The 22,910-nt window shown below is 72.5% G+C and carries 25 protein-coding genes and 1 tRNA gene; 13 read left to right on the forward strand and 13 right to left on the reverse strand.

The annotated features are described in order from the left end of the window. Nucleotides 1-2 precede the first annotated feature (2 nt). From ACFFXY_RS07770 to ACFFXY_RS07785, 4 genes are all read right to left on the reverse strand, one after another. Nucleotides 3-968, reverse strand: coding sequence for a hypothetical protein (locus ACFFXY_RS07770; RefSeq protein ID WP_382347999.1), 966 nt, complete (start codon nucleotides 966-968; stop codon nucleotides 3-5). A gap of 54 nt (nucleotides 969-1,022) precedes the next feature. Further along, nucleotides 1,023-1,316: a hypothetical protein gene (locus ACFFXY_RS07775; protein ID WP_359953863.1), complete on the reverse strand. Its 294-nt coding sequence runs from the start codon at nucleotides 1,314-1,316 to the stop codon at nucleotides 1,023-1,025. A 7-nt stretch (nucleotides 1,317-1,323) separates the two neighbouring features. Beyond that, on the reverse strand, nucleotides 1,324-2,106 hold the full coding sequence (locus tag ACFFXY_RS07780; RefSeq protein ID WP_382348002.1) for a hypothetical protein: 783 nt from the start codon (nucleotides 2,104-2,106) through the stop codon (nucleotides 1,324-1,326). A 214-nt stretch (nucleotides 2,107-2,320) separates the two neighbouring features. Continuing rightward, entirely contained in the window at nucleotides 2,321-2,953 is a 633-nt protein-coding gene (locus tag ACFFXY_RS07785) for an NAD(P)H-dependent oxidoreductase (protein WP_382348005.1), read from the reverse strand. A 134-nt stretch (nucleotides 2,954-3,087) separates the two neighbouring features. Between ACFFXY_RS07785 and ACFFXY_RS07790 the strand changes: the two genes are divergently transcribed. The 4 genes from ACFFXY_RS07790 (at nucleotide 3,088) to ACFFXY_RS07805 (ending at nucleotide 5,772) form a co-directional block, all read left to right on the forward strand. Continuing rightward, nucleotides 3,088-3,711 carry a TetR/AcrR family transcriptional regulator gene (locus tag ACFFXY_RS07790; protein WP_382348008.1) on the forward strand — a complete coding sequence of 208 codons (624 nt, stop codon included), beginning with the start codon at nucleotides 3,088-3,090 and terminating at the stop codon, nucleotides 3,709-3,711. A 393-nt stretch (nucleotides 3,712-4,104) separates the two neighbouring features. Further along, nucleotides 4,105-4,416 carry a hypothetical protein gene (locus tag ACFFXY_RS07795; protein WP_382348011.1) on the forward strand — a complete coding sequence of 104 codons (312 nt, stop codon included), beginning with the start codon at nucleotides 4,105-4,107 and terminating at the stop codon, nucleotides 4,414-4,416. A 127-nt stretch (nucleotides 4,417-4,543) separates the two neighbouring features. Continuing rightward, nucleotides 4,544-5,077, forward strand: a complete 534-nt coding sequence (locus ACFFXY_RS07800; protein WP_382348013.1) for a hypothetical protein — start codon at nucleotides 4,544-4,546, stop codon at nucleotides 5,075-5,077. Between the two features lie 71 nt (nucleotides 5,078-5,148). Then, nucleotides 5,149-5,772, forward strand: coding sequence for a copper resistance CopC family protein (locus ACFFXY_RS07805; protein WP_382348016.1), 624 nt, complete (start codon nucleotides 5,149-5,151; stop codon nucleotides 5,770-5,772). Here ACFFXY_RS07805 and ACFFXY_RS07810 read toward each other — a convergent pair. Continuing rightward, nucleotides 5,687-6,958, reverse strand: a complete 1,272-nt coding sequence (locus ACFFXY_RS07810) for an MFS transporter (protein ID WP_382348019.1) — start codon at nucleotides 6,956-6,958, stop codon at nucleotides 5,687-5,689. The genes ACFFXY_RS07805 and ACFFXY_RS07810 overlap by 86 nt on opposite strands. 78 nt (nucleotides 6,959-7,036) lie before the next feature. Next, the gene (locus ACFFXY_RS07815; RefSeq protein ID WP_382348022.1) at nucleotides 7,037-7,393 is read right to left on the reverse strand and encodes an ArsR/SmtB family transcription factor; all 357 of its coding nucleotides are present in this window, start codon (nucleotides 7,391-7,393) and stop codon (nucleotides 7,037-7,039) included. A 115-nt stretch (nucleotides 7,394-7,508) separates the two neighbouring features. Here ACFFXY_RS07815 and ACFFXY_RS07820 point away from each other — a divergent pair, with 115 nt between their 5' ends. The 3 genes from ACFFXY_RS07820 to ACFFXY_RS07830 are packed head-to-tail and all read left to right on the forward strand — an operon-like array spanning nucleotide 7,509 to nucleotide 10,206. Continuing rightward, nucleotides 7,509-7,850, forward strand: coding sequence for a hypothetical protein (locus ACFFXY_RS07820; RefSeq protein ID WP_382348025.1), 342 nt, complete (start codon nucleotides 7,509-7,511; stop codon nucleotides 7,848-7,850). Between the two features lie 56 nt (nucleotides 7,851-7,906). After that, on the forward strand, nucleotides 7,907-8,986 hold the full coding sequence (locus ACFFXY_RS07825; RefSeq protein WP_382348028.1) for a PLP-dependent cysteine synthase family protein: 1,080 nt from the start codon (nucleotides 7,907-7,909) through the stop codon (nucleotides 8,984-8,986). Continuing rightward, nucleotides 8,983-10,206 (forward strand): MFS transporter, encoded by a 1,224-nt coding sequence (locus ACFFXY_RS07830; protein ID WP_382348031.1) that lies wholly within the window; start codon nucleotides 8,983-8,985, stop codon nucleotides 10,204-10,206. Before ACFFXY_RS07825 ends, ACFFXY_RS07830 begins: the two co-directional genes overlap by 4 nt. 39 nt (nucleotides 10,207-10,245) lie before the next feature. On the opposite strand, the gene ACFFXY_RS07835 is transcribed toward ACFFXY_RS07830, so the two are convergent. From ACFFXY_RS07835 to ACFFXY_RS07845, 3 genes are all read right to left on the reverse strand, one after another. Next, entirely contained in the window at nucleotides 10,246-10,746 is a 501-nt protein-coding gene (locus ACFFXY_RS07835) for a DinB family protein (RefSeq protein ID WP_382348034.1), read from the reverse strand. A gap of 191 nt (nucleotides 10,747-10,937) precedes the next feature. Then, nucleotides 10,938-11,330 (reverse strand): hypothetical protein, encoded by a 393-nt coding sequence (locus tag ACFFXY_RS07840; RefSeq protein ID WP_382348037.1) that lies wholly within the window; start codon nucleotides 11,328-11,330, stop codon nucleotides 10,938-10,940. Nucleotides 11,331-11,338: 8 nt separating this feature from the next. Further along, a complete protein-coding gene (locus tag ACFFXY_RS07845) occupies nucleotides 11,339-11,740 on the reverse strand; it encodes a YbaB/EbfC family nucleoid-associated protein (RefSeq protein ID WP_382348040.1) in 402 nt (133 codons plus the stop codon). Between the two features lie 191 nt (nucleotides 11,741-11,931). Between ACFFXY_RS07845 and ACFFXY_RS07850 the strand changes: the two genes are divergently transcribed. Continuing rightward, entirely contained in the window at nucleotides 11,932-12,387 is a 456-nt protein-coding gene (locus ACFFXY_RS07850; RefSeq protein WP_382348043.1) for a hypothetical protein, read from the forward strand. 90 nt (nucleotides 12,388-12,477) lie between these two features. Here ACFFXY_RS07850 and ACFFXY_RS07855 read toward each other — a convergent pair. Next, nucleotides 12,478-12,549, reverse strand: a tRNA-Val gene (locus ACFFXY_RS07855). Nucleotides 12,550-12,710: 161 nt separating this feature from the next. On the opposite strand from ACFFXY_RS07855, the gene ACFFXY_RS07860 reads away from it, so the two are divergent. The 5 genes from ACFFXY_RS07860 to ACFFXY_RS07880 all read left to right on the forward strand — a co-directional run bounded on the left by ACFFXY_RS07860 (nucleotide 12,711) and on the right by ACFFXY_RS07880 (nucleotide 18,233). Then, complete coding sequence (locus ACFFXY_RS07860) at nucleotides 12,711-13,361, forward strand: DsbA family oxidoreductase (protein WP_382350563.1); 651 nt, start codon at nucleotides 12,711-12,713, stop codon at nucleotides 13,359-13,361. A gap of 83 nt (nucleotides 13,362-13,444) precedes the next feature. Continuing rightward, complete coding sequence (locus tag ACFFXY_RS07865; RefSeq protein ID WP_382348046.1) at nucleotides 13,445-14,596, forward strand: VLRF1 family aeRF1-type release factor; 1,152 nt, start codon at nucleotides 13,445-13,447, stop codon at nucleotides 14,594-14,596. 237 nt (nucleotides 14,597-14,833) lie between these two features. Continuing rightward, complete coding sequence (locus ACFFXY_RS07870; RefSeq protein WP_382348049.1) at nucleotides 14,834-16,249, forward strand: FAD-dependent oxidoreductase; 1,416 nt, start codon at nucleotides 14,834-14,836, stop codon at nucleotides 16,247-16,249. 143 nt (nucleotides 16,250-16,392) lie between these two features. Continuing rightward, entirely contained in the window at nucleotides 16,393-17,319 is a 927-nt protein-coding gene (locus ACFFXY_RS07875; RefSeq protein ID WP_382348052.1) for an endonuclease/exonuclease/phosphatase family protein, read from the forward strand. Between the two features lie 47 nt (nucleotides 17,320-17,366). Then, nucleotides 17,367-18,233, forward strand: coding sequence for an endonuclease/exonuclease/phosphatase family protein (locus ACFFXY_RS07880; RefSeq protein ID WP_382348054.1), 867 nt, complete (start codon nucleotides 17,367-17,369; stop codon nucleotides 18,231-18,233). On the opposite strand, the gene ACFFXY_RS07885 is transcribed toward ACFFXY_RS07880, so the two are convergent. The 3 genes from ACFFXY_RS07885 to acnA form a co-directional block, all read right to left on the reverse strand. Next, complete coding sequence (locus ACFFXY_RS07885; RefSeq protein WP_382350566.1) at nucleotides 18,230-19,297, reverse strand: NAD(P)-binding domain-containing protein; 1,068 nt, start codon at nucleotides 19,295-19,297, stop codon at nucleotides 18,230-18,232. The two genes, ACFFXY_RS07880 and ACFFXY_RS07885, sit on opposite strands and share 4 nt — an antisense overlap. A gap of 53 nt (nucleotides 19,298-19,350) precedes the next feature. Then, nucleotides 19,351-19,806: a DUF3291 domain-containing protein gene (locus ACFFXY_RS07890; RefSeq protein ID WP_382348057.1), complete on the reverse strand. Its 456-nt coding sequence runs from the start codon at nucleotides 19,804-19,806 to the stop codon at nucleotides 19,351-19,353. A 133-nt stretch (nucleotides 19,807-19,939) separates the two neighbouring features. Next, nucleotides 19,940-22,660 carry an aconitate hydratase AcnA gene (acnA, locus tag ACFFXY_RS07895; RefSeq protein ID WP_382350569.1) on the reverse strand — a complete coding sequence of 907 codons (2,721 nt, stop codon included), beginning with the start codon at nucleotides 22,658-22,660 and terminating at the stop codon, nucleotides 19,940-19,942. Nucleotides 22,661-22,910: the final 250 nt, after the last annotated feature.

The following is a 22,910-nucleotide window of genomic DNA, read 5'->3' on the forward strand; positions in this document are numbered from 1 at the left end:
CGCTACCGCCCGCCCCAGTCGGGCGCGTCGTCGTCGGCCCACTCCGGCGGGTCGATCGCGGGGATGAAGTCGAGGTTCCCCGGGTCCAGGCCGTACTTCGCGCGCGGGTCCTCCGCGCCGTTGACGTCCCCGTCCCCGGCGATGTCGTTCGCGTTGAGCCCCGCGTTGTACGCGCCCTGGCCGCCGACGAACAGGTGCCCGAGGCCGCCCGCGACGTGCCGCCCGCCCGAGGGCGCGGCGGCGTTGCGCAGGCCGAGCTGCGCGAGGCCCTGGATCATGTTGAACGCCGTGGGGCCCACCATCTCCAGGGGGTTGACGACGTTCCCCTGGGACGCGAGCACCGTCCACGAGACGGTCATGCCCCCGCCGATGGCCGCGGCGATCGAGTTGCCGGTGACCTTGAGCGCGCTGTCGAGCGATTGCAGCACCCCCAGCCCCATCGCGGCGATCGACATGGCCGCGGTCCGGACCGCGGCGGCCGCGGGCGCGGTGAACGGGACGGCCTGGAGCGGCCAGTACACGACGGCCATCGCCATGAGGCAGGTCGCCAGTGCCGCGTAGGCGGTGACCATGACCGCGAGCAGGGCCGCGATGGTGAACAGGCCCACGCCGACCTCGATCGCGAACGCCGCGATCGTGAACAGCTGCGTGCTCACCTTCCCCGACTGCTCGTGGAAGGCATCGCAGTCGTCGCCCTCCCACGCCTCGGAGTCCATAGCGGACACTTCTTCATCGAGGCCCTTGCCCGCGGTGATGTACTTCTCGGCCAGTTGGAACCAGTACGCGCCGACCATCATGAGCTGGCCGGGGTTGCACTGGTTCATGTAGACGATGCGGGCGATCTGGGTGCAGGAGGGCCCGAACGTGAAGGCGGGCAGCACGATCTCGACGGCCGCGGCGGGCGCGACGATCGCGAAGGTGTCCATCATGCCCTGGAAGCTCTTGGGATCGGGTGCGCCGATTGACATGCGCGGGTTCCTTTGCGGCTCGGGAGGCGGGGCTCTAGGTGCGGGTTCGGGCGGTCACTTGAACTGGGAGGCGCACGCCTGGTCGGTGTCCTCCCAGGTGGTCGCGCAGGCGTCGAGGTTCTCGTTCATCGTGGTGAAGCACTCGGCCGCGCCCTGGACCATCTCGTTCATGTAGCTCACCGCGGTCGTGTAGACCATCGCGAGGGACGGCGCGACGGAGGTGTACAGCGTCTGGTCGATGCTCCGCAGGTTCGGGAGGATCTCGTTGGCCTCCTCCAGCGTCGGCGTCACGTTCGCCTGGATGTCGGTGCCCAGCTGCCGCAGTGCGGCGGGGTCGATCCTGGTCATGGCGTCCTCATTTCCCGTGCAGTCGGCGGATGATGTCGTCGTGCTGGCGGCGCAGGTACTCGTACTGGCCGCGGACCTTCTGCCCGTAGGCGTCCATCTCCCCGGGCAGGCCGTCGACCTGGTCCATGGTGAGCGGCAGGTCGAGGCCGTCGATCTGGGTGCGCTGGCGGTCCTTCAGGTCGGCGATGGCCTTCGCGGCGGTCTCGGTGATCTCCTTGCCGAGCGCCTCGGGCCCCAGCGCGCGGGCGTGGATGCCGAGGAGGACGCCCGCGATCGGGTACTCGCCGGTGGACTCGACGGTGACGGTCTCGTCGGGGCCGGTGGCGCGCCCGGTGACCGGCACCAGCTCGGTGGGGGCGCCGGGGCGCGGCTGGAACCGCTCCAGGATGCGGATCGCGGCGTCGAGGCCCGCGGTGGGGATCTCGCCCGCGAGGCCCATGCGGGACATGGCCCGCGGGTCCTCGGGCGGCAGGTCGTCGGCGTCGGCCCCGTACTCGGCGCGCTTGCGCTCGATGACGGCTTCGAGGCCGTCCTGGCGCAGGCCGTCGCGGAGGTTCTTCAGCTCGGCGAGGGCGTCGGCCGCGGAGCGGGACTCGTGGGCCTCGGCGGCCCTGACGGCGTCGGCGGCCTCGCGCGCGGTCCATGTGACGAGTTCGGCGAGCTCGCGGGCGGGCAGGCGCAGGGCGTCGATCGTCAGGTGGACGACGGGGGTGCCGTTGCCGTCGACGACGGTGACGCCGCCGTCCGCGCTGGTGTGCGTCGGCGGCGGCGGGGGGTCGGTGTCAGTCAAGGGGGGTCTCCGTCCCTGTCAGGCATCGGCGAAGGGGCTGCTAAGAGGATAAACCGCCGATGCCAGGCGAAGGCGCGCAGATCCCTTGTGGCAGTTCACGTTCCGTTTGAACACAAGGGACGATTTAAGGGAGTGGATTCGGTTGCGCCGGTTGGGGACGGGGAAGGGCCCGGCGGGTGTCGACCCGCCGGGCCCTGCCCCGTGGCGCCCGCGTTCAGTTCCCGGCGAACGCGCGGCCGGCCTCGCGGCCCGCGTCGAGCGCCCGGCGGTGCTGGTCGGCGGCGAGGTCGCGGAGCGCCTCCATGCCCGGGGTCGTCGCGGCGAGGGTGAGCTCGCGCTTGACGATCGTCAGGTCCGCGCCCCAGATGTCCCCGAGGACGCGCTGGAGGTACGGCGTGGAGTGGTCCCAGCCCTCGCGGGGCGCGCCGGGGCCGTAGCCGCCGCCGAGCGAGGTGACGAGGACGGTGGGCGTGCCCTTGAGCACCGGCGTGGTCGGCCCGGCGCCGGAGATGACCAGGTCGGCCCAGGTCTTGAAGTGCTGCGAGACGCCGTAGTTGTAGAGCGGGACGGCCAGGATCGCCGCGTCGGCGGCCTGGAGCTCCTCGGCGAGCGCGGCAGCCAGGCTCAGGGCCTCGGTGTGGGCCGCGGCGCGCTGGTCCTCGGGCGTGAACGCCCCGACGGTGGCGTTCGTCCACGCGTCGGCGGGGAGCGGGTCGGTGCCCAGGTGGCGGCGGACGACGGTGCCGCCGGGGTGGGCGGCTGCCCACTCGGCCTCGGCGAGGTCGGCGATCTCGGCGCTGGTGGAGGCGCCGGGCAGGATGCTGGCGTCCAGGCGGAACAGGTTCATGCGGATGGCTCCTTGAAGCGGGTGGACCGCGCCCGCGGGCGGGGCGGTCGTTCTCGGGAGGGGCACGCCGTCGGGCCCCTCGCCAACTAAACGGACTTTACCCCGTTTATATTTCCGGCCGGTAGAGTGATCCCGTGGACCGACCCGTCGTACCTCTGGGCAGGCCGCGCGCCGAGCGCGCGGACGCCAAGCGCAACCGCCTGCGGCTCTTGGCCGTCGCGCGCGAGATGCTCGACGAGTGCGGGCCCGAGCATGTGACGATGGACGCACTCGCCGAGCGCGCCGGGCTCGGCAAGGGCACCGTCTTCCGCCGCTTCGGCACCCGCGCCGGGATCTTCAAGGCCCTCCTCGAAGAGGAGGCCCACCGCTTCCAGGAGCTCGTGCTCTCCGGCCCCCCGCCGCTGGGCCCCGGCGCCGGCCCCGCCGAGCGCCTCATCGCGTACGGGCGCGTGCGCATCGGCTTCCTCACCGACAACCTCGCCGTCGCCCGCGCCGCCATGGACCGCGACACCGCCGCCCCCGCCGTCGAGGTCGACCTGACGCTCCTGCACATCCGGATGCTTTTGAACCAGGCGGACATCGGCGTGCGCGACACCGAGGGCCTCGCCCTCCAGCTCGCCGCGGCCCTCGAAGGCCCGCTCCTGCTGTACGTGTCGTCTCCGCGGGCCCCCGGGGACGCCCGTGACGGGGGTGCCGAACGGCTCGCCGACGCCTGGCAGGACCTGGTCGAACGCCTCTTCCGGGCGGGCCCGAAATAACCCCCGGACGGTCTCGCTTTTCGGGGTCCGGAGCGCTACGCTGATCCACATTGCTTGCGCATTCCGACAACACATGTTGGAGGACTGCACGTCACGGCCGAGGCCCCTGAGTCCCCGTGCGGCAGTAGCGAAGCCCCTCCCGAAATGCCCGGAACGGCTTGCGTCCATGATCCGACATCACCCGTAGTGAGTAACCTGACACTCACTTTCCGGAATCCTCCATAGGATTCGATCATGGTCCCCGCCAACATTCCCCCGCCGGAGCCGGTCCACCGACCGGCCGACACCAACACCTCCGCCGGTACACCCGGTCGGACCCTCGCCGGACCGCCGGCGCCCTCCACCGCCGCGGCACCCGCCGGTGGCATGACCTGCTGGACCCAGGAGGTCTAGATGGCACTCGATTTCGACGGCGACTTCGTCAGACAAGCGGTCGCCATACTGCTCAGCGCGAACCAGCTCATCGCCTACTGGCTCGCGGGCAACAAGAACAACCTCGGCTGGCTCCTCGGCGTCCTCGGGGGCATCCCGTGGATCGCCTTCATCGTGGTCTGGGACGTGTGGGGCCTCGCCCCGCTCGTCATCGGACTCCAAGTCATCTACATCCGCAACCTGGTGCGCTGGTGGAAGGAGAGCCACAGCGACACCGCGCTCGACCCGCCCGTGGTGACGGCGGCCAAGGTCGGCGCCCCGACCGCTTCCTGATGGGGAACCCGCCGGACCGGCTGGGGAGGGAGCGCCCCGAGGAGGGGCGCTCCAGCCGGCCGGCGGACCCGTTCACAGGGAGCGGTCGCTTCGTGTCGTCTGCGCGACGTTGTGCGAGAATCGCTCGGTGCATGTCGGCAGGCCGTTGATCCGAGGGTTCCGCGCCCTCGTCTTCGCCGTCGCCTGCACCGGCGTCACCGCCGTCCTCCACTTCGCCGCCGGAGGCCACGTCTTCGCCCCCGGCCACCTTGCCGCCGCCGTCGCGGCCGTCGCCGCCGCCGCCGTCCCGCTCGGGAACCGCCAGCGCGGCCCCCTCGCCCTCATCGCCGCCTGCACTGCGGCCCAAGCGGTCCTGCACGTGTGGTTCACCCTCGCCTCCGGGCACCTCGAACACCTCGACCCCGGCGTCGCCATGACCGGCGTGCACCTCCTCGCCGCCGCCGCGACCGCCGTGTGGCTCGCCCGCGGCGACGCCGCCCTCGCCGCGCTCGCCGACCTCCTCACCCTCTTCGCCGCCCCCGCCCTGGCCCTGCTCACGGCGGCCGTCCCGGTCGCGCCCGCGCGGACCGAGCCCGTCTGCGCGGCCCCGCGCCCGCGGCCCCGCCTCTTCGCCGCCGCCGCGCCGCGGCGCGGGCCGCCCCTCGGAGCGCTCGCGGGCTAGCCCCGCGGCACCGCCGACCGCCCCCGCCGCCGCGGCGGGCGACCGCTCCGAGACCTTTTGAGGCACCAGACATGACCGCAATCCGCCGCACCGCCGTGCGCGCCACGTTCCGTTCCACCGTCCGCACCGCGCTCACCGCCGCTTCGGGCCTGGCGCTCGCGCTGGCCTTCGCCGCCCCGGCCTCCGCCCACGCGGGTCTGGTCGGCACCGACCCCGAGGACGGGGCGGCGCTCGACACCGCGCCCGCCGCCGTCACCGCCACGTTCTCCGAGAACCTCGACGGGCCCTCCACCGAGATCGCCGTGACCGGCCCCGACGGCGCCGTCATCGAGGCCGGGGATCCGGTCTTCGAGGGCGACACGTTCACGCAGCCGATGCTCTACGGCGAGCCGGGGGAGTACACCGTCGCCTACCGGGTGATCTCCGAGGACGGCCACCGCATCGACGGCGCGGTGAGCTTCACTGTCTCCGAGGTCCCCGACGAGCTGTCGCTGAACCCGGTCGAGACTGAGACGAGCGCCGCCGAGACCACCGCCGCGTCCGAGCCCGCCGAGACCGGGTCGACCTCCGAGGCCGCCGCCGAAGAGGACTCCGGGAACAACGCGGCGGTCATCGCCGGGGCGCTCCTGGTGCTGCTGGCCGTCGCGATCGGCGTCGCGGTCCTGGTGAACCGTCGCCGCAAGTCCGCGGCGTAGAGACCGGCTCCGCGGGCCAGACCACGGTCCCCGCGATCCACGCGGCGGCGGCCGCGGCGGCGAGTGCGGCCGCGCCCGTCCCCGTCCCCGCCTGGGCCGCGAGCCAGCCCGCGGCCGGGTAGGTGAGCAGGAACCAGCCGTGCGAGAGCGAGAACTGCGCGGCGAACGCCGCGGGGCGCTCGTGCGGGGCCGCCGCCGAGGCCACGAGCCGCCCGGTGGGCGTGAGGATCGCGCCCGTGGCGGCCCCGAGGACCGCCCACAGGACCAGCAGGCCCGTCCACCCCAGCAGCTCCCACCGGAGCGCGGCCGCCAGGACCGACAGTCCCGCGGCGAGGACGGCCGCGGCCGGGAGCATGACGGCGCGGTCGCCGGTCCGCGCGAGCAGGCGCGGCAGCGCGAGCGCCGCGAGCATCGACCCGGTCCCGCACGCGCCCAGGGCCACCGCGGTGTCCCCGTCGCCGCGGCCGAGCACGTCCCGCACCAGGACCACGGTGTTCACCACGACCATCGCCGTCGCGGCGGCCACGGCCAGGTGCGCGAGGATGAGGCCCCGCAGCCGCGGCACGGCCGCATACAGCCGGAACCCGTTGGCGCGCTTCACCTTCCCGCGCGGCGCGAGTTTCGGCAGGACCACCGAGACCACGAGCAGCGCCGAGGCCGCGAACCCTGCCGCGGTCCCGGTGAACAGCCACTGGTATCCGACGAGCGACAGCAGGGCCGCGGCGAGCGCGGGGCTGAACAGGCTCTCCATGTCGTACGCGAGGCGCGAGAGCGACAGGGCCTTCGTGTAGTCGGCCTCGTCGGGCAGGATCTCGGGGATCACCGCCTGGAACGTCGGCGTGAACGCGGCCGACGCGGACTGGAGCACCAGGACCAGCCCGTACACCTGCCACACCTCGGTCACGAACGGCAGCGCGAGGGCGACCAGCGCCCGCGCGACGTCCATGGCGACGAGGAGGGTCCGGCGCGGCAGCCGTTCGGCGAGGGCCGTCGCGGCGGGGCCGACGAGCAGGTACGCGAGCATCTTGACGGCGAGCGCCGTCCCGAGGACCGCGCCCGCGCGGGCCCCGGCGAGGTCGTAGGCGAGGAGGCCGAGCGCGACCGTGGCGAGCCCGGTCCCGGCCAGGGCCACTACTTGCGCGGCGAACAGGCGGCGGTAGGCGCGGTGGCGCAGCACGGCGAGCACGGGCGGTTCCTCGGTGCGGGGGAGCAGGGACCCCGACCGTAGCATACGTGTGCGCACTTGCGCACACGTCGAACGCTTCTAGGCGTGCCAGGGCTCCCCGGTCACCTGGTGGTCCGCCCGGCTCAGCGCCTCCACCACGAGCCGCCGCAGGTGCCCGTCCGTCAGCGAGTACACCGCCCGGCGCCCCTCCCGCCGCGGCTGCACCAGCCCCGCCAGCCGCAGCTTCGCCAGATGCTGGCTCACCGCCGGACGCGCCGCGCCCGCCCGCTCCGCCAGGGCCGTCACGTCCGCCTCCCCCTCCGCGAGCACCCACAGCAGGTGCAGCCGCGTCGGATCGGCGAGCAGCGCGAACACCGACGCCGCGGCGGCGAACTGCTCCCCGCTCGGAGCATGGTGCAAGCCGCTTGCAGGAGCAGTGGATTCGCGATCGGGCATGGCCCCGATTCTACGTCCGGCCGGAAGCCGCAACCGCAAACGCGCGCCGCCGTTCCCGCGCCCCGCCACGGCGTGTCGGCCTGATCCGCGCCCCGGGGCCGCTAGCCTCGGCCACATGACAGCGGCGCGCCACCCCACCCACCGCCGCCTCGCCGTCCTCGCCGCCGTCCTCCTCCTGCTCCTGGCCGCCGCCGACCTCTGCGGCCTCCACCGCGCCGAGGCCCACCCCGCGACCGCCGCGACCGCCGCGCCGACCGACTGCCGAGAGCACCACCAGCGCCACGACGAGACCGCCGCAGCCTCTGCCGCGAACCTCCCGAACGCCTACGACACCGACGCCCCCGACGCCGCCGCCACCGGCCCCCGGCCCGGCCACGGCACCGAACGCGCCCGCCCCGCAGCAGCCGACCCCCTCCTCGCCCCCGACACCGCAGCGCTCTGCGTCTGGCGGATCTAGGCCGACCTCCGCGTCGACCAGATCCAACCGCCAGCACACGAAACCGGAGCGTCTCCATGTCCACCACCGAATTCACGCTGCCCGCCGTCCGCGGCGCCGGCGTCCACCACACGCCCGTCGCCCTCGTCGGCGACACCCCCGTCCTCCGCATGGAGGCCGGGCCCGGCCGCGGCTACTGGGCCAAGCTCGAAGGCGCCAACCCCGGCGGCATCAAAGACCGCGCCGCCCTCCACATGGTCGCGGGCGCGCGCCTGCGCGGGGACCTCGCGCCCGGCGCGCCGATCGTCGAGTCCAGCAGCGGCACGTTCGCGCTCGGCCTCGCGCTGGCCGCCATGACCTACCGGCACCCGCTCACGATCGTCGCCGACCCGGGCCTGGAGCCGCCGACGCGCCGCCTCCTCGCCTCCTACGGCGCGACCGTGGACCTCGTCGCCGCGCCGCACCCCGACGGCGGCTGGCAGGAGGCCCGGCGCCGCAGCGTCGCCGAACTCCTTGCCGCCGAACCGGGCTCGTGGTGCCCCGACCAGTACAACAACCCCGACTGCGTCACCGGGTACGGGCGCCTCGCCGTCGAGCTCGCGCACCAGCTCGGCCGCATCGACGTCCTCGTGTGCGCCGTCGGCACCGGCGGCCACTCGGCCGGGACCCACGGAGTGCTGCGGCGGCTCTCGCCGGGGTGCCGCCTCGTCGGCGTGGACGCCTGCGGCTCCACGATCTTCGGCCAGCCCGCCCGGACCCGCCTCATGCGCGGCCTCGGCTCCAGTATCCACCCGCGCAACGTCGACTACGCCGCGTTCAGCGAGGTCCACTGGGTGCCCGCGGCCGCCGCGGTCGCGACCAGCCGCCGCCTCGCCTCCGGCGCGTACGTCTCCGGCGGGTGGAGCGTCGGCGCCGTCGCCCTGGTCGCCGACTGGCTCGCGCGGACCCTCCCGCCCGAGACGGTGATCGCCGCGGTCTTCCCCGACGGCCCGCACCGCTACGCCGACACCGTCTTCAACGACGAGTACTGCCGCGCCAACGGGCTCCTCGGCACGCCGCCGCCCGAACCGGCGGTGATCGCGCATCCCGCGGAACGCGAAGTGCTGCAATGGACCCGCTGCGCCACCGTGGTCGACCCGCTCGGCGGCCGGGCGTGAGGGGCCTCGCCGCGGGCCTGCGGGCCGCCGACCCGACCGTGCGGCTCCTGTGCGTCAACCAGTTCGGCATCAACCTCGGGTTCTACATGCTCATGCCGTACCTCCTCGCGTACCTGACCGGGGACGTCGGCATGGCCGTGGGCGCGGCCGGGTTCCTTCTCGGCGTGCGCAACCTCTGCCAGCAGGGCCTGTTCCTCGTCGGCGGCACGATCGCGGACCGCCTGGGCCACAAGCCGATGATCGTCGCCGGGTGCGCCCTGCGCACGGCCGCGTTCGCGGCTCTGGCGCTCCCGGCGAACGTGCCGGTCCTCGTGGCGGCGATGGCGGCCACCGGCGTCGCCGGGGCCCTGTTCAACCCGGCCGTGCGCGGGTACATCGCCGCGCGCGCAGGGGCCGACCGCGTCGAGGCGTTCGCGCTGTTCAACGTGTTCTACCAGGCGGGCCTGTTCGCGGGCCCGATCGTGGGGGTCGCCTTGACCGCCTTCGACTTCCGGTACGCGTGCCTGACGGCTGCCGGCGTCTTCGCGGTCCTCACCGTCGCGCAGGCGCGCCGCCTCCCCGCGCAGGACGCGGGCCCCGCTGGCCCGCCGACCACCGTGTGGGCCGACTGGCGCGCGGTCGCCGCGAACCGGCGCTTCCTCGCGTTCAGCCTCGCCATGGCCGCGTCCTACGTGCTCGGATTCCAGGTGTACCTGGCCCTGCCGTGGCTCGTCGGCGGCGCACCGCTCGCCGTCACCGGCCTCTTCGCGGCCTCGGCCCTGGTCACGATCCTCGGCCAGGCCCGCACCACCGCGTGGTGCAGGCGGCGCCTGGGGCACCGCCGCGCGATGCCCCTCGGCCTCGCCGTCATGGCCGCGGCGTTCCTGCCGCCGCTCCTTGTCGTCCACACGGGACTCGGATGGCGGACGGCGGCCGCGGTGCTGTGCGCGGCCCTGCTCGCGGCCGGGACGATGATCGCCTACCCGTTCGAGATGGACACGGTCTCGGCCATGGCGAACGGCCGCACCGCCACCTACTACGGCTGCTACTCCACGATCACCGGCGTCGCCATCGCCGCCGGGAACCTCCTCCTCGGCGCGGCCCTGGACCGCACCGGCGGCCCGCTCCCGTGGCTCGTCCTCATCGCGACCGGCCTCGCGGGCGCGCTCGCGGTCCGCGCGCTGGCCCCCGGACCCCGCGCCCCCGAACCGGTCCCGCGGGTCGCGGCGGCCGTGAACTGAGACGGGGGCGGCGCGCCGCACGGCGTGCCGCCCCCTTGACTATTCGCCGGTCACGCCGTCGGCGAGCTCCCTGATGACGTCGAGGTGCCCGTTGTGGCGGGCGGTCTCCTCGATCATGTGCAGCAGGACCCACCGCAGCGAGCACGGCTCGCTGTCCGGCGGCGCGCCCCGCTCAAGGGCGTCGAGCGCCATCGAGTCGGCGATCGCGACCGACCGCGCGCACTGCTCGTCGTACTCGTCGAGCAGCCGCGCGAGCGGCACGCCCTCGACGCGCATCTCCGCGTCGGGGTCCTCGTCGGTCCACGGCCCCCGGTCGGGTTCGCCGAGGAGGGAGACCTCGAACCAGGCGTGCTCGTTCCACCGCAGGTGGGACACGAGTCCCGCCACGGTCATGAGCGGTGAGGGAAGGTAGGACCGGTGGGCCTCGGGCTCGGCGAGCCCCTCGGCCTTCTTGCGGACGGTCTGCCGCTGCCAGCGCAGCCGCTCGTAGAGGGCGGTGCGCTCGTCAATCGGCTGATGTTGCGCCTGTTGGCGTCTCATGCGTGTACTCCAGGTTCGCGGGTGCCGTCCCGCCCGTGGAGCCGCTGCGTCAGCGCACGCTACGGGAGGGGGACACCGGTTCGTTCGGACTCGACACGTGTGCCACCTCCCTTCCGTCGCTTGGGTTCGGTCCGAGTCTAGCGGTCGCCCGCGCGGCGCAGGGCGCGGCCGGCACCCGGCGCCGCGCGGCGTCAGCCGTGGACCCGGCGCATGAGGTCGCGGATCGAGGCGTCCATGTCCTTGAACTGCCGGATCGAGGCGTCCTGCATGCGGGCGGCGCGCTCGTTGACGTCGGCCATGTCGGCGGCGGGACCGGGGACGGCGGTCCGCTCGCTCCGCTCGTCGAGCGCGGTGTTGAGCGTGTAGGCGAGCTGGTCCAGGAGCGCCTCGGGCCCGTCCTTGAGGGCGCTGAGGCTCATCTTGATCCGCTCGAACCGGCCGTTCGTCCCCAGCGTGACCTTGATGCGGCCGCCGGCCCCCTCGGCCAGGATCGGCTCGGTCTGGCCGCTCGCGGTGCCGGGTCCCTGCGCGAGCGTGTCGCGCGCGGCCGAGAGCTGCTGCGCGATCTGGTCCTCTCCGAACATCCGGCCCCCTAGCCGTCCCGGTTGAGCTTGGTCATGACCTGCCCGATGGAGGCGGTGAACGCCTGCAACCGGCGCACCCCGGCGTCCTGCACGGCCGCGAGGGACTCGGTGAGGGCGGCCAGGTCCGGCGCGGCGTCCTGCGAGGCGGTCATCGCCGCCCGCTTGTCGAGCGCCTCGTTCAGCGCGGCGAGGACGTGCTCGGCGATGTAGTCCGTGCCCTCTTTGACCGCCTTCGGGTCCGCGAAGATCTCCGCGACCCGCCCGTCGACGCCGAGCGTCACCCGGATGCGGCCCTTCGCGGCCTCCACGGTCACGGGCTCGGCCTGCGCCTGCTCGGGCGCGGCGCTCACCTGCGCGAGCGCGGCTCGCGCCTCCGCGAGTCGCCGCGCGTTCTCGTCTGCCTCGGCCATGGGCTCTCCCTCTAGTTCACGAAACCGACTCATCGTATCCCGGTCATTCGATCCGAAACCGTCCGCCGCGAGGCGCCGGGGCGCACCGGCGCGGCCGCGGAGAGTGATCTCGGCGTCCCCGCACGCCCCCGCGAGGCAGATAACCCCCGGCGCAGCGCGGCGGCGGCCTCCCGGCGGGCTACCGTTCAAGGATGACCTATCGATACCTGACCGACGCCGACGCCGACGCGCTCCTCGAATCGTCCTATCCCCAAGCGCGCCAGCTCCCGGCCCTGTCGGAGCTGATCGGCAGCGACCTGCGGTGGGACCAGTCGGCCCGCGAGCTCGTCTACCTCGCCGAATGCTGGATCGAGGGCATCGGCTACGGGCAGCGCCTCCACACGTGCGCCGCGCGGAACATCAACGGCGACAAGGACCTCGCGGTCGAGTTCTCCCGCGCGGCCCGCAAGGGCGACGCCGACCTCGTGGCGGCCGCCGCCGACGAGGTCCTCACCATGTTCGCCCAGGGCGTCAGCGCCGCCGACAACGCCGCGGCCACCGCGGCGATCACGGCGATGCTCCACGGCGGCCTCACCGAGTCCCCGTCCCGCAAGCCCATGTTCGCGGCCCTGCGCACCCAGTGGTCGGCCCGCCCGGCCGCCAACTGACCGAAAACCCGCCAGCCGCGGGCCGACCCGGCCCGCGGCCACCCACTAAAAACAGCGCCCGGCACAAAGCCGAACGCTGACAGGAATCGGTGGGTGCTACAGGGATCGAACCTGTGACCACCTCCTTGTAAGGGAGGTGCTCTACCGCTGAGCTAAGCACCCTGGGGCGCGGTGGGGGCGCGCCGAGCCTGAGAAAGGGTACCTGAACGGGGGCTTGGGCGCGAGTGCGGGGCGCGGCGGGGGCGTGGCGAGAGATGGTGCACAGGCGGAATCCGGTGGAAGCTTCAAGTGTTGGCACTGGGGTGACTGAGCTACAGAACGCGCTGCGAGTGGACATCTGGTCGGACATCGCCTGCCCTTGGTGCTATGTCGGAAAGGCCCGGTTCGACAAGGCCGTGGAGGCGCTGGAGGGGAAGGTCGCCGTCGAGGTGCGGCACCGGTCCTTCGAGCTCGACCCGGACCGCGAGCCCGGGGACGTCGACGCCGTCGTGCCGATGATCGCGAAGAAGTACGGCATCAGCCCCGCCCAGGCCCAGGCGAACGAGTACAAGCTCGGGGACCTGGCGAAGCTGGAAGGGCTGGAGTACCGGACCGAGAACAGGGATCACGGCAACACCTTCGACCTCCACCGCATCCTCCACCTCGCCGCCGAGCAGGGCCTTGAGGCTCCCGTCTGGAAGGCGTTCTACGCCGCGAACTTCGCCGACGAGGCGTCGATCTTCGAGCGCGAGCGGGTCGTCCAGGTGGCCGTCGCCGCCGGGCTCGCCGAGGCCGACGTGGTGGCCGTGCTCGACGACCCCGAGCGGTACCGCGAGGCCGTGCGCGCCGACGAGGCCGAGGCCGCCGCGCTCGGGGCCACCGGCGTGCCGTTCTTCGTGATCGACGAGAAGTACGGCGTGTCCGGCGCGCAGCCGACCGCCCTCTTCGCGGAAGTCCTCGAAAAGGCCTGGGACGAAAGGCAGCCCGCAGCTTAGCGGGCGGAACTGGCGAAACCTTCACGATTCGGCGCGCCCCGGCATATCCTGAGGCGAATTCCGACAACGAGGAGGCGGTAGCCATGCCCATGGATCGCGAGACGCAGCTCAAGCTGGTGAACCTGCGGGACGACGCCGGCGTGCTCTCGCTCTACGTCAACGCCGACCCCCGGCAGGAAGGCACGACCCCACCCTGGAAGACCCGGCTCGACCAGGGCCTCAAACAACTCCGCGAGGCCGTCGGCAACGGCACCGGCTCCATGCTCGGCCGCCGCGTCGACGACCTCAAGATCGACATCGAAGCGCTCGTCCACCCCGGCTCGCCCGGGATCGGACGGGCGCTCTTCGTCGCCCTCGGCACCGGCGAGACCTACAGCGTCGCAATGCAGACGCCCCTGACCGACCGCGTCGCCCTCGCCCCCAGGTCCCACATCGCCCCGATGTTCGGCGCGTGGGCCGAAGGCTCGCCCGCGGGCGTCGCCGTCGTGGACGGCAAGGGCATGCGCCTGCTCGACAGCCGCTTCGGCGTCTGCGAAGAGGTCTCCGGGCTCTCCTTCGAGCTCGCCACCGAGGACTGGCGCGTCATGAAGGGCCCCGGCGGGCGCGGGCGCGACTTCCACAGCACCTCCACCCAGTACGACCTGTTCGACTTCAGAGTCGCCGAGCACCTCCAGAAGTTCCTCTCCGCCGCGCACGCCACCTTGGAGGAGCACGTCAGCGAGTACGGCTGGGAGCTCCTGGTCGTCACCGGAGAGCCCGAACTCGTGGAGGCCGCCTCGAAGCACCTCCGCAACGGCGTCAAGGCCGAGGTCGTGCCCTCGCAGCTCGTCCTCAGCCAGAAGTCGCCCGCGATGATCCAGCAGGCCGTCGCGCCCGAGATCGCCGCCGCCAGGCACGCGAGGGACGCGCGGCTCGCCGCCGACTTCGCCGAGGCGCTCCCCAAGGCCGCCATCGGGTCTGAAGAGGTGCTCGACGCGCTCCAAGCCGGGCGCGTCGACCGGCTGCTCATCGAGCGCGACTCCGTGTGGAGCGCCCGCCGCATCCCCGAGGGCGCCGTGCTCGCCGACGCCGTCGCGCCCGGGGAGCCGGAGGTCGCCGCGGCCGTCGCCGAAGCGCAGCTCGGCGAGGCGATGATCGAGATGGCGCTGGCGTCCGACGCCCGCGTGTCGATCCTCGGCGAGGGCGTCGACCTGGGGAAGGACGCCGGAGGCGTCGGGGCGATCCTGCGCTGGTGACGGCCCCTTGAGTCGATAGTTAGGTTATGCTAACCTATCCTCGGCAGTTCGAACTAGGGCCGCGAGTCTCTCACCTCTCGCGGCCCTAACTGCGTTCCCGGGCCCCGAATCCGTTGCGCCCGATCATCTCCTGCGTCACATTGCGGCGCGCCCTCTTCCCTTCCGCCGGAATTCAACATACATTGAATTCATCAAGTGATGAATTTCCGGCCACGGCCCACCCCCGAGGAGAACGTCATGAACGAGCAGCAGACCGAAGTCATCGTCGTCGGAGCAGGCCCCACCGGGCTCCTCCTCGCGGGCGACCTCGCCGCCGCCGGCGTCCGCGTCACCGTCGTCGAGAAGCGCGGCGCCGAGATCTCGAACCTCTCCCGCGCCTTCGCCGTCCACGCCCGCACGCTCGAAGTCCTCGACGCCCGCGGCCTCGCCGAGGACCTCTTCGCCCTCGGCGGCCGCAAGCTCGGCGAGCTGTTCCTCTTCGGCCGCGCCAAGGTCAAGCTCAACGTCCTCGACTCCCGCTTCCCGTACGTGCTCATGACCCCGCAGTACAACGTGGAGCGCGTCCTCCGTGAGCGCGCCGAGCGCGCCGGGGTCGAGTTCCGATTCGGCTGCAAGGTCACCGGCCTCGACCAAACCGAGGGCCGCGCCACCGTGCGCACCGACCAGGGCGACCTCACCGCCGCCTACGTCGTGGGCACCGACGGCGTCCGCTCCGCCGTCCGCCAGGCCGTGGGCATCGACTTCCCCGGCGAGGCCGTGCTCCGCTCGATGATGCTCGCCGACGTCGAACTGGACGAGCCGCCCGCCGACAGCCCCGCCGTCAGCGGCGCGAACGGCGCGTTCTGCTTCCTCGCCGACTTCGGCGGCGGCCTGTGGCGCGTCATCGGCTGGAACGCCGCCGACCAGCAGGACGACGACGCGCCGGTCTCCTCCGACGAGATCCGCACCGCCCTCAAGCTCGCGTTCGGCACCGACTTCGGGATGCGCGAACCGAAGTGGTCCTCGCGCTTCCACTCCGACGAGCGCCAGGCCACGGCCTACCGCGCCGGGAACGTGTTCCTCGCGGGAGACGCCGCGCACTGCCACTCGCCCGCCGGGGGCATGGGCATGAACACCGGCATCCAGGACGCCGCGAACCTGTCGTGGAAGCTCGCCGCCGTCCTGCGCGGCGCCGACCCGGCGCTGCTCGACACCTACGCGGCCGAGCGCCACCCGGTCGGCGAGGCGGTCCTGCGCGCCAGCGGCCGCATCATCCGCGTGGCCGCCAACAAGTCCCGCGTCGTCGGGGCCGTCCGCGGCGCCGTCCTCGGGACCGCCCTCAAACTCGACCCGGTGCAGCACAAGATCACCGGGCTCATCAGCGGCATCGACGTCCACTACCCGCACGGCCACGGCGAGCACCGCCTCACCGGCGCCCGCGCCGCGGACCTCGCGCTCGCCGACGGCACGCGGCTCTACGAGGCCCTGAGGGGCGGACGGTTCGTCGTCCTCGACAGCACCTTCAACGACATTGCCGCCGCCGACGCCCTCGCCACCGCCGCACCGGACGGCACGGCGCGCGTCGTGCGCCCCGACGGCTACATCGGCTGGGCCGGGCCCGACGACCCCGCGGCCATCGCGGCTTACCTGGAGTCGCACGCCGGGAAGCGCTGACAGACCTCGCACCCAGGGAACCGGGACGGCGGCGGCCGTCCGACGCGAGTTCGCTCCGCGTTCACCCCCTTGGGGTTGCACTCAAGGGGCATTTGTCGTGAACTTGCATTCCACCCGGTTTCATCCTGAGATATAGAGGTTCAATGACAAACGTCCTCAGTCGACGCGGCGTGCTCGGCGCCGGCCTCGCCGTCGGCGCGACGGCCGTCGCCACCGGCGCCTTCTCCCCAGCCGCGCAAGCGCAGGAGTCCTTCGGCGGCGCCCTCATCGGGGAGCCGCGCGGCGACCAGCTCCACCTCCTCACCTTCAACCTCCGCTTCGAGGGCGGCGACGCCTCGCCCCACACGTGGGACGAGCGCCGGGCCCTCGTCAAGACCGTCCTCAAGCGCGAGAAGCCCACGGTCGTGTTCACCCAGGAGGGGATCTACCCTCAGCTCCAGGACGTGCGCGAGGACCTCGGCGACCACCACGACTGGATCCACCTGGGCCGCACGGGCGGCTCCAGGTCCGAGGCCACCGCGGTCTACTGGAACACCAAGCGCCTCAAGGTCGTCGAGTACGACCACCAGTGGCTCTCCGACACCCCGCTGCTCATCGGCTCCAAGGGCTGGGGCAACAACGTGGTGCGGATGCTCACGTGGGTCCGCTTCCTGGACCTGCGCACGGGCAAGGAGTTCTCCGTGGTCAACAACCACTTCGACCACCAGTCCGAGGACGCCCGCCAGAAGGGCGCCCAGATGAACCTCGACGTCATCGCGCCGTGGGTCGAGGCCGGACTCCCCGTGATCGCCGCGGGCGACTTCAACCAGGTCCCCGAGACCCCGACCTACACGATCCTCACCGACGGCGGCCTGGTCGACACCATGCTCGCCGCCGAAGAGCAGGTCACGCCGGTCTGGGGCACGTGGAACGGGTGGAACCCCGTCCCCAGCGAGACCGAGCGCCGCATCGACTGGATCCTGGCGACCCCCGGCGTCCGCATCCTCAAAGCCGGGGTGAACACCTACGCCAAGGACGGCCTCACCCCGTCCGACCACTGGCCCGCCCAGGCGCTGATCGAACTGCCGTAAACGCGAAGGTCCAGCGGGGCGGTGGACCCGGCGCTATGGTCGCGACCATGGACACCGTTCGGAACGCCGCCCCGCCGGACCAGCCGCCCGCGCTCGCCGGCGTCCCGCTCGTCGGCCCGGTCGCGGCCCCCGAGATCCAGGTCATGACCTACAACCTGAAGACCGCCTCGGGCCGCGCCCCGCACTCGTGGTGGAAGCGCCGCCCGTTCGTGGCGCAGGTCGTGCGCGACGAGCGCCCCACCGTCCTGTGCACACAGGAGGGACAGTTCTACCAGCTCCGGGAGCTGCGCGAAGACCTCGACGGCTACGACTGGGTCCACCTCGGCTGCGCCGGGGGCTCCCGCTCCGGGTCCACCGCGATCCTGTGGGACGCCGCGCGGGTCGTGCCCGTCGCCTACGACCACCTCTGGCTCTCGCGCCACCCCGACCGGATCGGCTCGCGCGCCTGGGGCACCGGCTCGGTCCGGATGCTCACCTGGGTCCGCTTCGAGGACAAGGCGACCGGCAAGGACTTCCACGTCGTCAACGTCCACCTCGACCACCGCTCCGAGAAGGCCCGCCGCAAGGGCGCCGCGATGTGCCGCGACCTCATGCGCGGCTTCCAGGGCCCGGCGGTCCTCGCCGGGGACTTCAACTGCCGCCCCGACTCCGAGGCCCACGCGATCCTCGCCCGCGACTTCGACGACGCCTGGGACGCCGCGGCCCTGCGCCTCACCCCCGACTGGGGCACCTTCAACCGCTGGAAGACCACGCCCGCCGAGGACGGCCGCCGCATCGACTGGATCATGGTGAAATCCGGACCGAAGCGCCAGGAGCTCACCGTCCACAGGGCCGGTGTCAACACCCGGACCGGGGACGGGCTCACGCCCTCCGACCACTGGCCGGTCCAGGCGGTGTTCACGATCGGCCGCTAGGCCGGTCCCGAGGCGAGCCCGTCGAGGTACTCGCGGATCTCGCGCACCGCCGACCGCCCGGCGCGGTTCGCGCCGATCGTGCTCGCCGAGGGGCCGTAGCCCGCGAGGTGGATGCGCGGGTCGGCCGCGACCCTGGTGCCGTCCATGACGATCCCGCCGCCCGGTCCGCGCAGCTTCAGCGGCGCCAGGTGGTCGAGCGCGGCCCGGAAGCCGGTGGCCCACAGGATCGTGTCGGCGGGCACGAAGCGCCCGTCGTCCCAGGCGACGCCGTCGGGCTCGATCCGGTCGAACATGGGGTTCCGGTCCAGGATTCCGGCCTCCCGCGCGGCCCGGATCTCGGGCGTGAGCGGGACGCCGGTGACGCTGATGACCGACTGGGGCCGCAGGCCCTTGCGCACGCGCTCCTCGACCATCGCGACGGCCTCGCGGCCCCGGTCGGGGTTGAAGTCGCCGCTGCGCCACTGCGGTTCGCGCCGCGTCACCCACGTGGTGGCGGCCGCGACCGGGTGGATCTCCATGAGGTGCTGCATCGCGGAGATCCCGCCGCCGACGACCACGACGCGCTCGCCCGCGAACGCTTCGGGCCCCCGGTACTGCGCGGTGTGCGTCTGGCGGCCCCGGAAGGTCTCCTGCCCGGTGTAGCGGGGCCAGAACGGCCGCTCCCAGGTGCCCGTGGCGTTGATGAGCGCCTTCGCGATCCACGTGCCGCGGTCGGTGGCGACTTCGAGCCGCTTGTCGGGGAGGGACCGCACGGAGCGGACCGAGACGGGCCGCTCGACGCGCAGGTCGAACTCGCGCTCGTATGCGGCGAAGTACTCGGAGATGACCCCGGCGACCGGGGTCGACTCGTCGGGTTCGGGGACCGCCATGCCGGGGAGCTGGTAGACGCCGTTGACGGTCTTGAACGTGAGGGTCGGCCACCGGAACTGCCACGCCCCGCCCGCGTGCGGCGCGTGGTCGAGCACCGCGAACCCGGTCCCGGGCTCGAAGCGGCGCCGCAGGAAGTACGCGGCCGACAGCCCGGCCTGCCCGGCCCCGATCACGACGACGTCCACTTCCCGGATCACACCAGGCGAAACGCCCCGGCGGGGCCGGGGATTCCACCCGGTGAGGGCCCTCACTCGGGCGCGGGGAACGTTTCCTTCATCGTGAACGCGTCCGCCGTCGGCCCCTTCTCCCGCAGCATCGTCAGCCGCTTCTCCGCGTCCTCCACGGTCGGCCGCTCGCCCGCGGGCACCCACCACAGGACCGTCACGGCCTCCTTAAGGTGCTCGAACCACTCGCGGCGCCGCTGGAGGTACGGCCGGTGCACCGCGCCGTACACGAAGGCCCGGAACGTCTCGGGGTCCTCCCACACCGACATGTTCACGATGAGCCACTCGTCGCCCCAGAACCGGAACCCGGTCGCCCCCTCGCCCTCCCCGTCGGCCAGCCGCCACACGAACCCCTCGTGCGCGTCCGCCGCCGCGTTGACCTCCGCCAGCCCGTCCATGAAGTCCTTCATCACGGGCGAGTCCAAGGGCGCGCGCATCCGCCCGATGTTCACCTGCGCCAGTTCATAACCCGCACTCATCCCCCGAGACTGCCAGCGCCCGCCCCCCACCGTCAACGCCCGCCCCGGAATCCAGGTAGGACCCCAGTCGACTGGGTTTCCACAGCGAGAAGGGGCGGGCCCGGCGGGCCCGCCCCTTCTCGCTTTCGTTGCGCTACTTGGCGAGCAGGCCGCGGAGGACGTACTGGAGGATGCCTCCGTTGCGGTAGTACTCGGCCTCGCCGGGGGTGTCGAGTCGGACGACGGCCTCGAAGGTGGTGACGGTGCCGTCGGGGCCGGTGGCGGTCACGGTGACCGTGTCCGGGATGCCCTCGTTGACGGCGGTGACGCCGGTGACCGCGACGGTCTCCTCGCCGGTGAGGCCGAGGCTCTGGTGCGACTCGCCCTCCGGGTACTGGAGCGGCAGGACGCCCATGCCGATGAGGTTCGAGCGGTGGATGCGCTCGTAGGACTCGGCGATGACGGCCTTGACGCCGAGGAGGCGGGTGCCCTTGGCGGCCCAGTCGCGGCTGGAGCCGGTGCCGTACTCCTTGCCTGCGAGGACGACCAGCGGGGTGCCCTCGGCGGCGTAGTTCTGGCACGCGTCGTAGATCGTGGCGACGGGGCCGCCGGCCTGCGTGAAGTCGCGGGTCCAGCCGCCCTCGGTGCCGGGGGCGAGCTGGTTGCGCAGGCGGATGTTCGCGAACGTGCCGCGGACCATGACCTCGTGGTTCCCGCGGCGCGAGCCGTAGGAGTTGAAGTCCTTGGGGCCCACGCCCTGGGCCTTGAGGTACTCGCCCGCGGGCGAGTCGGCCTTGATGGACCCGGCGGGGGAGATGTGGTCGGTGGTGACCGAGTCGCCGAGCTTCGCCATGATGCGGGCGCCGTGGATGTCCTCGACGGCGTCCGGGGTGGCGGGCATGTTCTCGAAGTACGGGGCCTTGCGCACGTACGTGGAGGACTCGTCCCACTCGAAGGTGTTGCCGGTCGGGATCGGCAGGGACTGCCAGGTCTCGTCGCCGTCGAACACGGAGGCGTACTCGGTGAGGAACATGTCGCGGCCGATGTGGCCGTCCACGACCTCGCGGATCTCCTCGGCGGAGGGCCAGATGTCGCGCAGGTGCACGTCCTGGCCGTCCTTGCCCTGGCCGATGACGTCGGTCGTGAGGTTCACGTCCATGGTCCCGGCGAGCGCGTAGGCGACGACCAGCGGCGGGCTGGCGAGGTAGTTCATCTTGACGTCCGGGTTGATCCGGCCCTCGAAGTTGCGGTTGCCCGACAGGACGGCCGCGACGGCGAGGTCGCCGGCCTGGACCGCGGCCGAGGTCTCCTCGGGGAGCGGGCCGGAGTTGCCGATGCAGGTGGTACAGCCGTAGCCGACCAGGTTGAACCCGAGCTTGTCGAGGTAGGGGGAGAGCCCGGCGCGCTGGAGGTACCCGGTGACGACCTGGGACCCGGGCGCGAGCGAGGTCTTCACCCACGGCTTGGACAGGAGCCCGGCCTCGACGGCGTTCTTGGCGAGCAGGCCCGCGCCGACCATGACGTACGGGTTCGAGGTGTTGGTGCACGAGGTGATCGCGGCGATCACGACGGCACCGTGGTCGAGCTGGAACTCGCCGTCGTCGGTCTTGACGGTCTGCGGGTTGTGCGGGCGCGAGCCGTTGGGGGCCTGCGCGGGGGCGTCGGAGCCCGGGAAGGACTCGATGCCCGGCTCGTCGGCCACGTAGTTGGCGACGTCGCGGCGCCACTGGTGCCCGGCGTTGTCGAGCTGGATGCGGTCCTGCGGGCGCTTGGGCCCGGCGATGGAGGGGACCACGGTGGAGAGGTCGAGTTCGAGGTACTCGGAGTACTCGGCCTCCTGCTTCGGGTCGTGCCACATGCCCTGGGCCTTGGCGTACGCCTCGACGAGGGCGATCTGCTCCTCGGAGCGGCCGGTGAGGCGCAGGTAGTCGACGGTGCGCTCGTCGATCGGGAAGATGCCGCAGGTGGACCCGAACTCGGGGGCCATGTTGCCGAGCGTGGAGCGGTCGGCGACGGGCACGGAGGAGACGCCCTCGCCGTAGAACTCGACGAACTTGCCGACGACGCCGTGGTCGCGGAGCATCTCGGTGATGGTGAGGACGAGGTCGGTGGCGGTGGTCCCGGGCGGGAGGTCGCCGGAGAGCTTGAAGCCGACGACGCGCGGGATGAGCATGGAGATCGGCTGGCCGAGCATCGCGGCCTCCGCCTCGATGCCGCCGACGCCCCAGCCGAGGACGCCGATGCCGTTCTCCATGGTGGTGTGGGAGTCGGTGCCGACGCAGGTGTCGGGGTAGGCGAGGCCGTCGCGGGTCATGACGACGCGCGCGAGGTGCTCGATGTTGACCTGGTGGACGATGCCGGTGCCGGGCGGGACGACCTTGAACTCGTCGAAGGCGGTCTGGCCCCAGCGCAGGAACTGGTAGCGCTCGCGGTTGCGCTCGTACTCGCGCTCGACGTTGCGCTGGAAGGAGTCGGGGTGGCCGAAGAAGTCGACGATCACGGAGTGGTCGATGACCATCTCGGCGGGCGCGAGCGGGTTGATCTGGGCCGGGTCGCCGCCGAGGTCGCGGACGGCCTCGCGCATGGTGGCGAGGTCGACGACGCAGGGGACGCCGGTGAAGTCCTGCATGATCACGCGGGCGGGCGTGAACTGGATCTCGGTGCTGGGCTTGGCGTTCGGGTCCCAGGAGCCGAGGGCGCGGATGTGGTCGGCGGTGATGTCCGCGCCGTCCTCGTTGCGCAGCAGGTTCTCCAGGAGGACCTTGAGGCTGTACGGCAGCCGCTGGTGCCCCTCGACCTTGTCGATGCGGTAGATGTCGTAGTCGTGTTCGCCGACCCGCAGCGTGTCGCGGGCGCCGAAGGAGTCCGTACTCACCATGAGAGCTCCTCGAATTCAGAACTGAAGGTCGGTCTCAGTCTGCCGCAACCCGGGAGGTCGGGGACCACGGTCGGGCAGAGCCGCCGACTCTTAAACAGTACGTCCGTCTTATTTAACGGTTCCAACTGTAGCACCCGCGTTCGGTCCAGCGGTGCTCAGCCGAGCCTAAGAGGGATCGAGTGGCATGGATCGCCAAGAGGGGGACCGCAACGGGAACGTTGAAGGCCGGCGGCGGGGAGCGGTTGTG

It is taken from the genome of Glycomyces mayteni (genome assembly GCF_042428885.1).
Classification (GTDB): domain Bacteria; phylum Actinomycetota; class Actinomycetes; order Mycobacteriales; family Micromonosporaceae; genus Glycomyces; species Glycomyces mayteni.

Coding starts and splice junctions, on each gene's coding strand:
- ACFFXY_RS07770 (WP_382347999.1), bottom strand. CDS start 968: ATGTCAATCGGCGCACCCGATCCCAAGAGCTTCCAGGGCATGATGGAC.
- ACFFXY_RS07775 (WP_359953863.1), bottom strand. CDS start 1,316: ATGACCAGGATCGACCCCGCCGCACTGCGGCAGCTGGGCACCGACATC.
- ACFFXY_RS07785 (WP_382348005.1), bottom strand. CDS start 2,953: ATGAACCTGTTCCGCCTGGACGCCAGCATCCTGCCCGGCGCCTCCACC.
- ACFFXY_RS07795 (WP_382348011.1), top strand. CDS start 4,105: ATGGCACTCGATTTCGACGGCGACTTCGTCAGACAAGCGGTCGCCATA.
- ACFFXY_RS07805 (WP_382348016.1), top strand. CDS start 5,149: ATGACCGCAATCCGCCGCACCGCCGTGCGCGCCACGTTCCGTTCCACC.
- ACFFXY_RS07815 (WP_382348022.1), bottom strand. CDS start 7,393: ATGCCCGATCGCGAATCCACTGCTCCTGCAAGCGGCTTGCACCATGCT.
- ACFFXY_RS07820 (WP_382348025.1), top strand. CDS start 7,509: ATGACAGCGGCGCGCCACCCCACCCACCGCCGCCTCGCCGTCCTCGCC.
- ACFFXY_RS07825 (WP_382348028.1), top strand. CDS start 7,907: ATGTCCACCACCGAATTCACGCTGCCCGCCGTCCGCGGCGCCGGCGTC.
- ACFFXY_RS07835 (WP_382348034.1), bottom strand. CDS start 10,746: ATGAGACGCCAACAGGCGCAACATCAGCCGATTGACGAGCGCACCGCC.
- ACFFXY_RS07840 (WP_382348037.1), bottom strand. CDS start 11,330: ATGTTCGGAGAGGACCAGATCGCGCAGCAGCTCTCGGCCGCGCGCGAC.
- ACFFXY_RS07845 (WP_382348040.1), bottom strand. CDS start 11,740: ATGGCCGAGGCAGACGAGAACGCGCGGCGACTCGCGGAGGCGCGAGCC.
- ACFFXY_RS07850 (WP_382348043.1), top strand. CDS start 11,932: ATGACCTATCGATACCTGACCGACGCCGACGCCGACGCGCTCCTCGAA.
- ACFFXY_RS07865 (WP_382348046.1), top strand. CDS start 13,445: ATGCCCATGGATCGCGAGACGCAGCTCAAGCTGGTGAACCTGCGGGAC.
- ACFFXY_RS07870 (WP_382348049.1), top strand. CDS start 14,834: ATGAACGAGCAGCAGACCGAAGTCATCGTCGTCGGAGCAGGCCCCACC.
- ACFFXY_RS07875 (WP_382348052.1), top strand. CDS start 16,393: ATGACAAACGTCCTCAGTCGACGCGGCGTGCTCGGCGCCGGCCTCGCC.
- ACFFXY_RS07880 (WP_382348054.1), top strand. CDS start 17,367: ATGGACACCGTTCGGAACGCCGCCCCGCCGGACCAGCCGCCCGCGCTC.
- ACFFXY_RS07890 (WP_382348057.1), bottom strand. CDS start 19,806: ATGAGTGCGGGTTATGAACTGGCGCAGGTGAACATCGGGCGGATGCGC.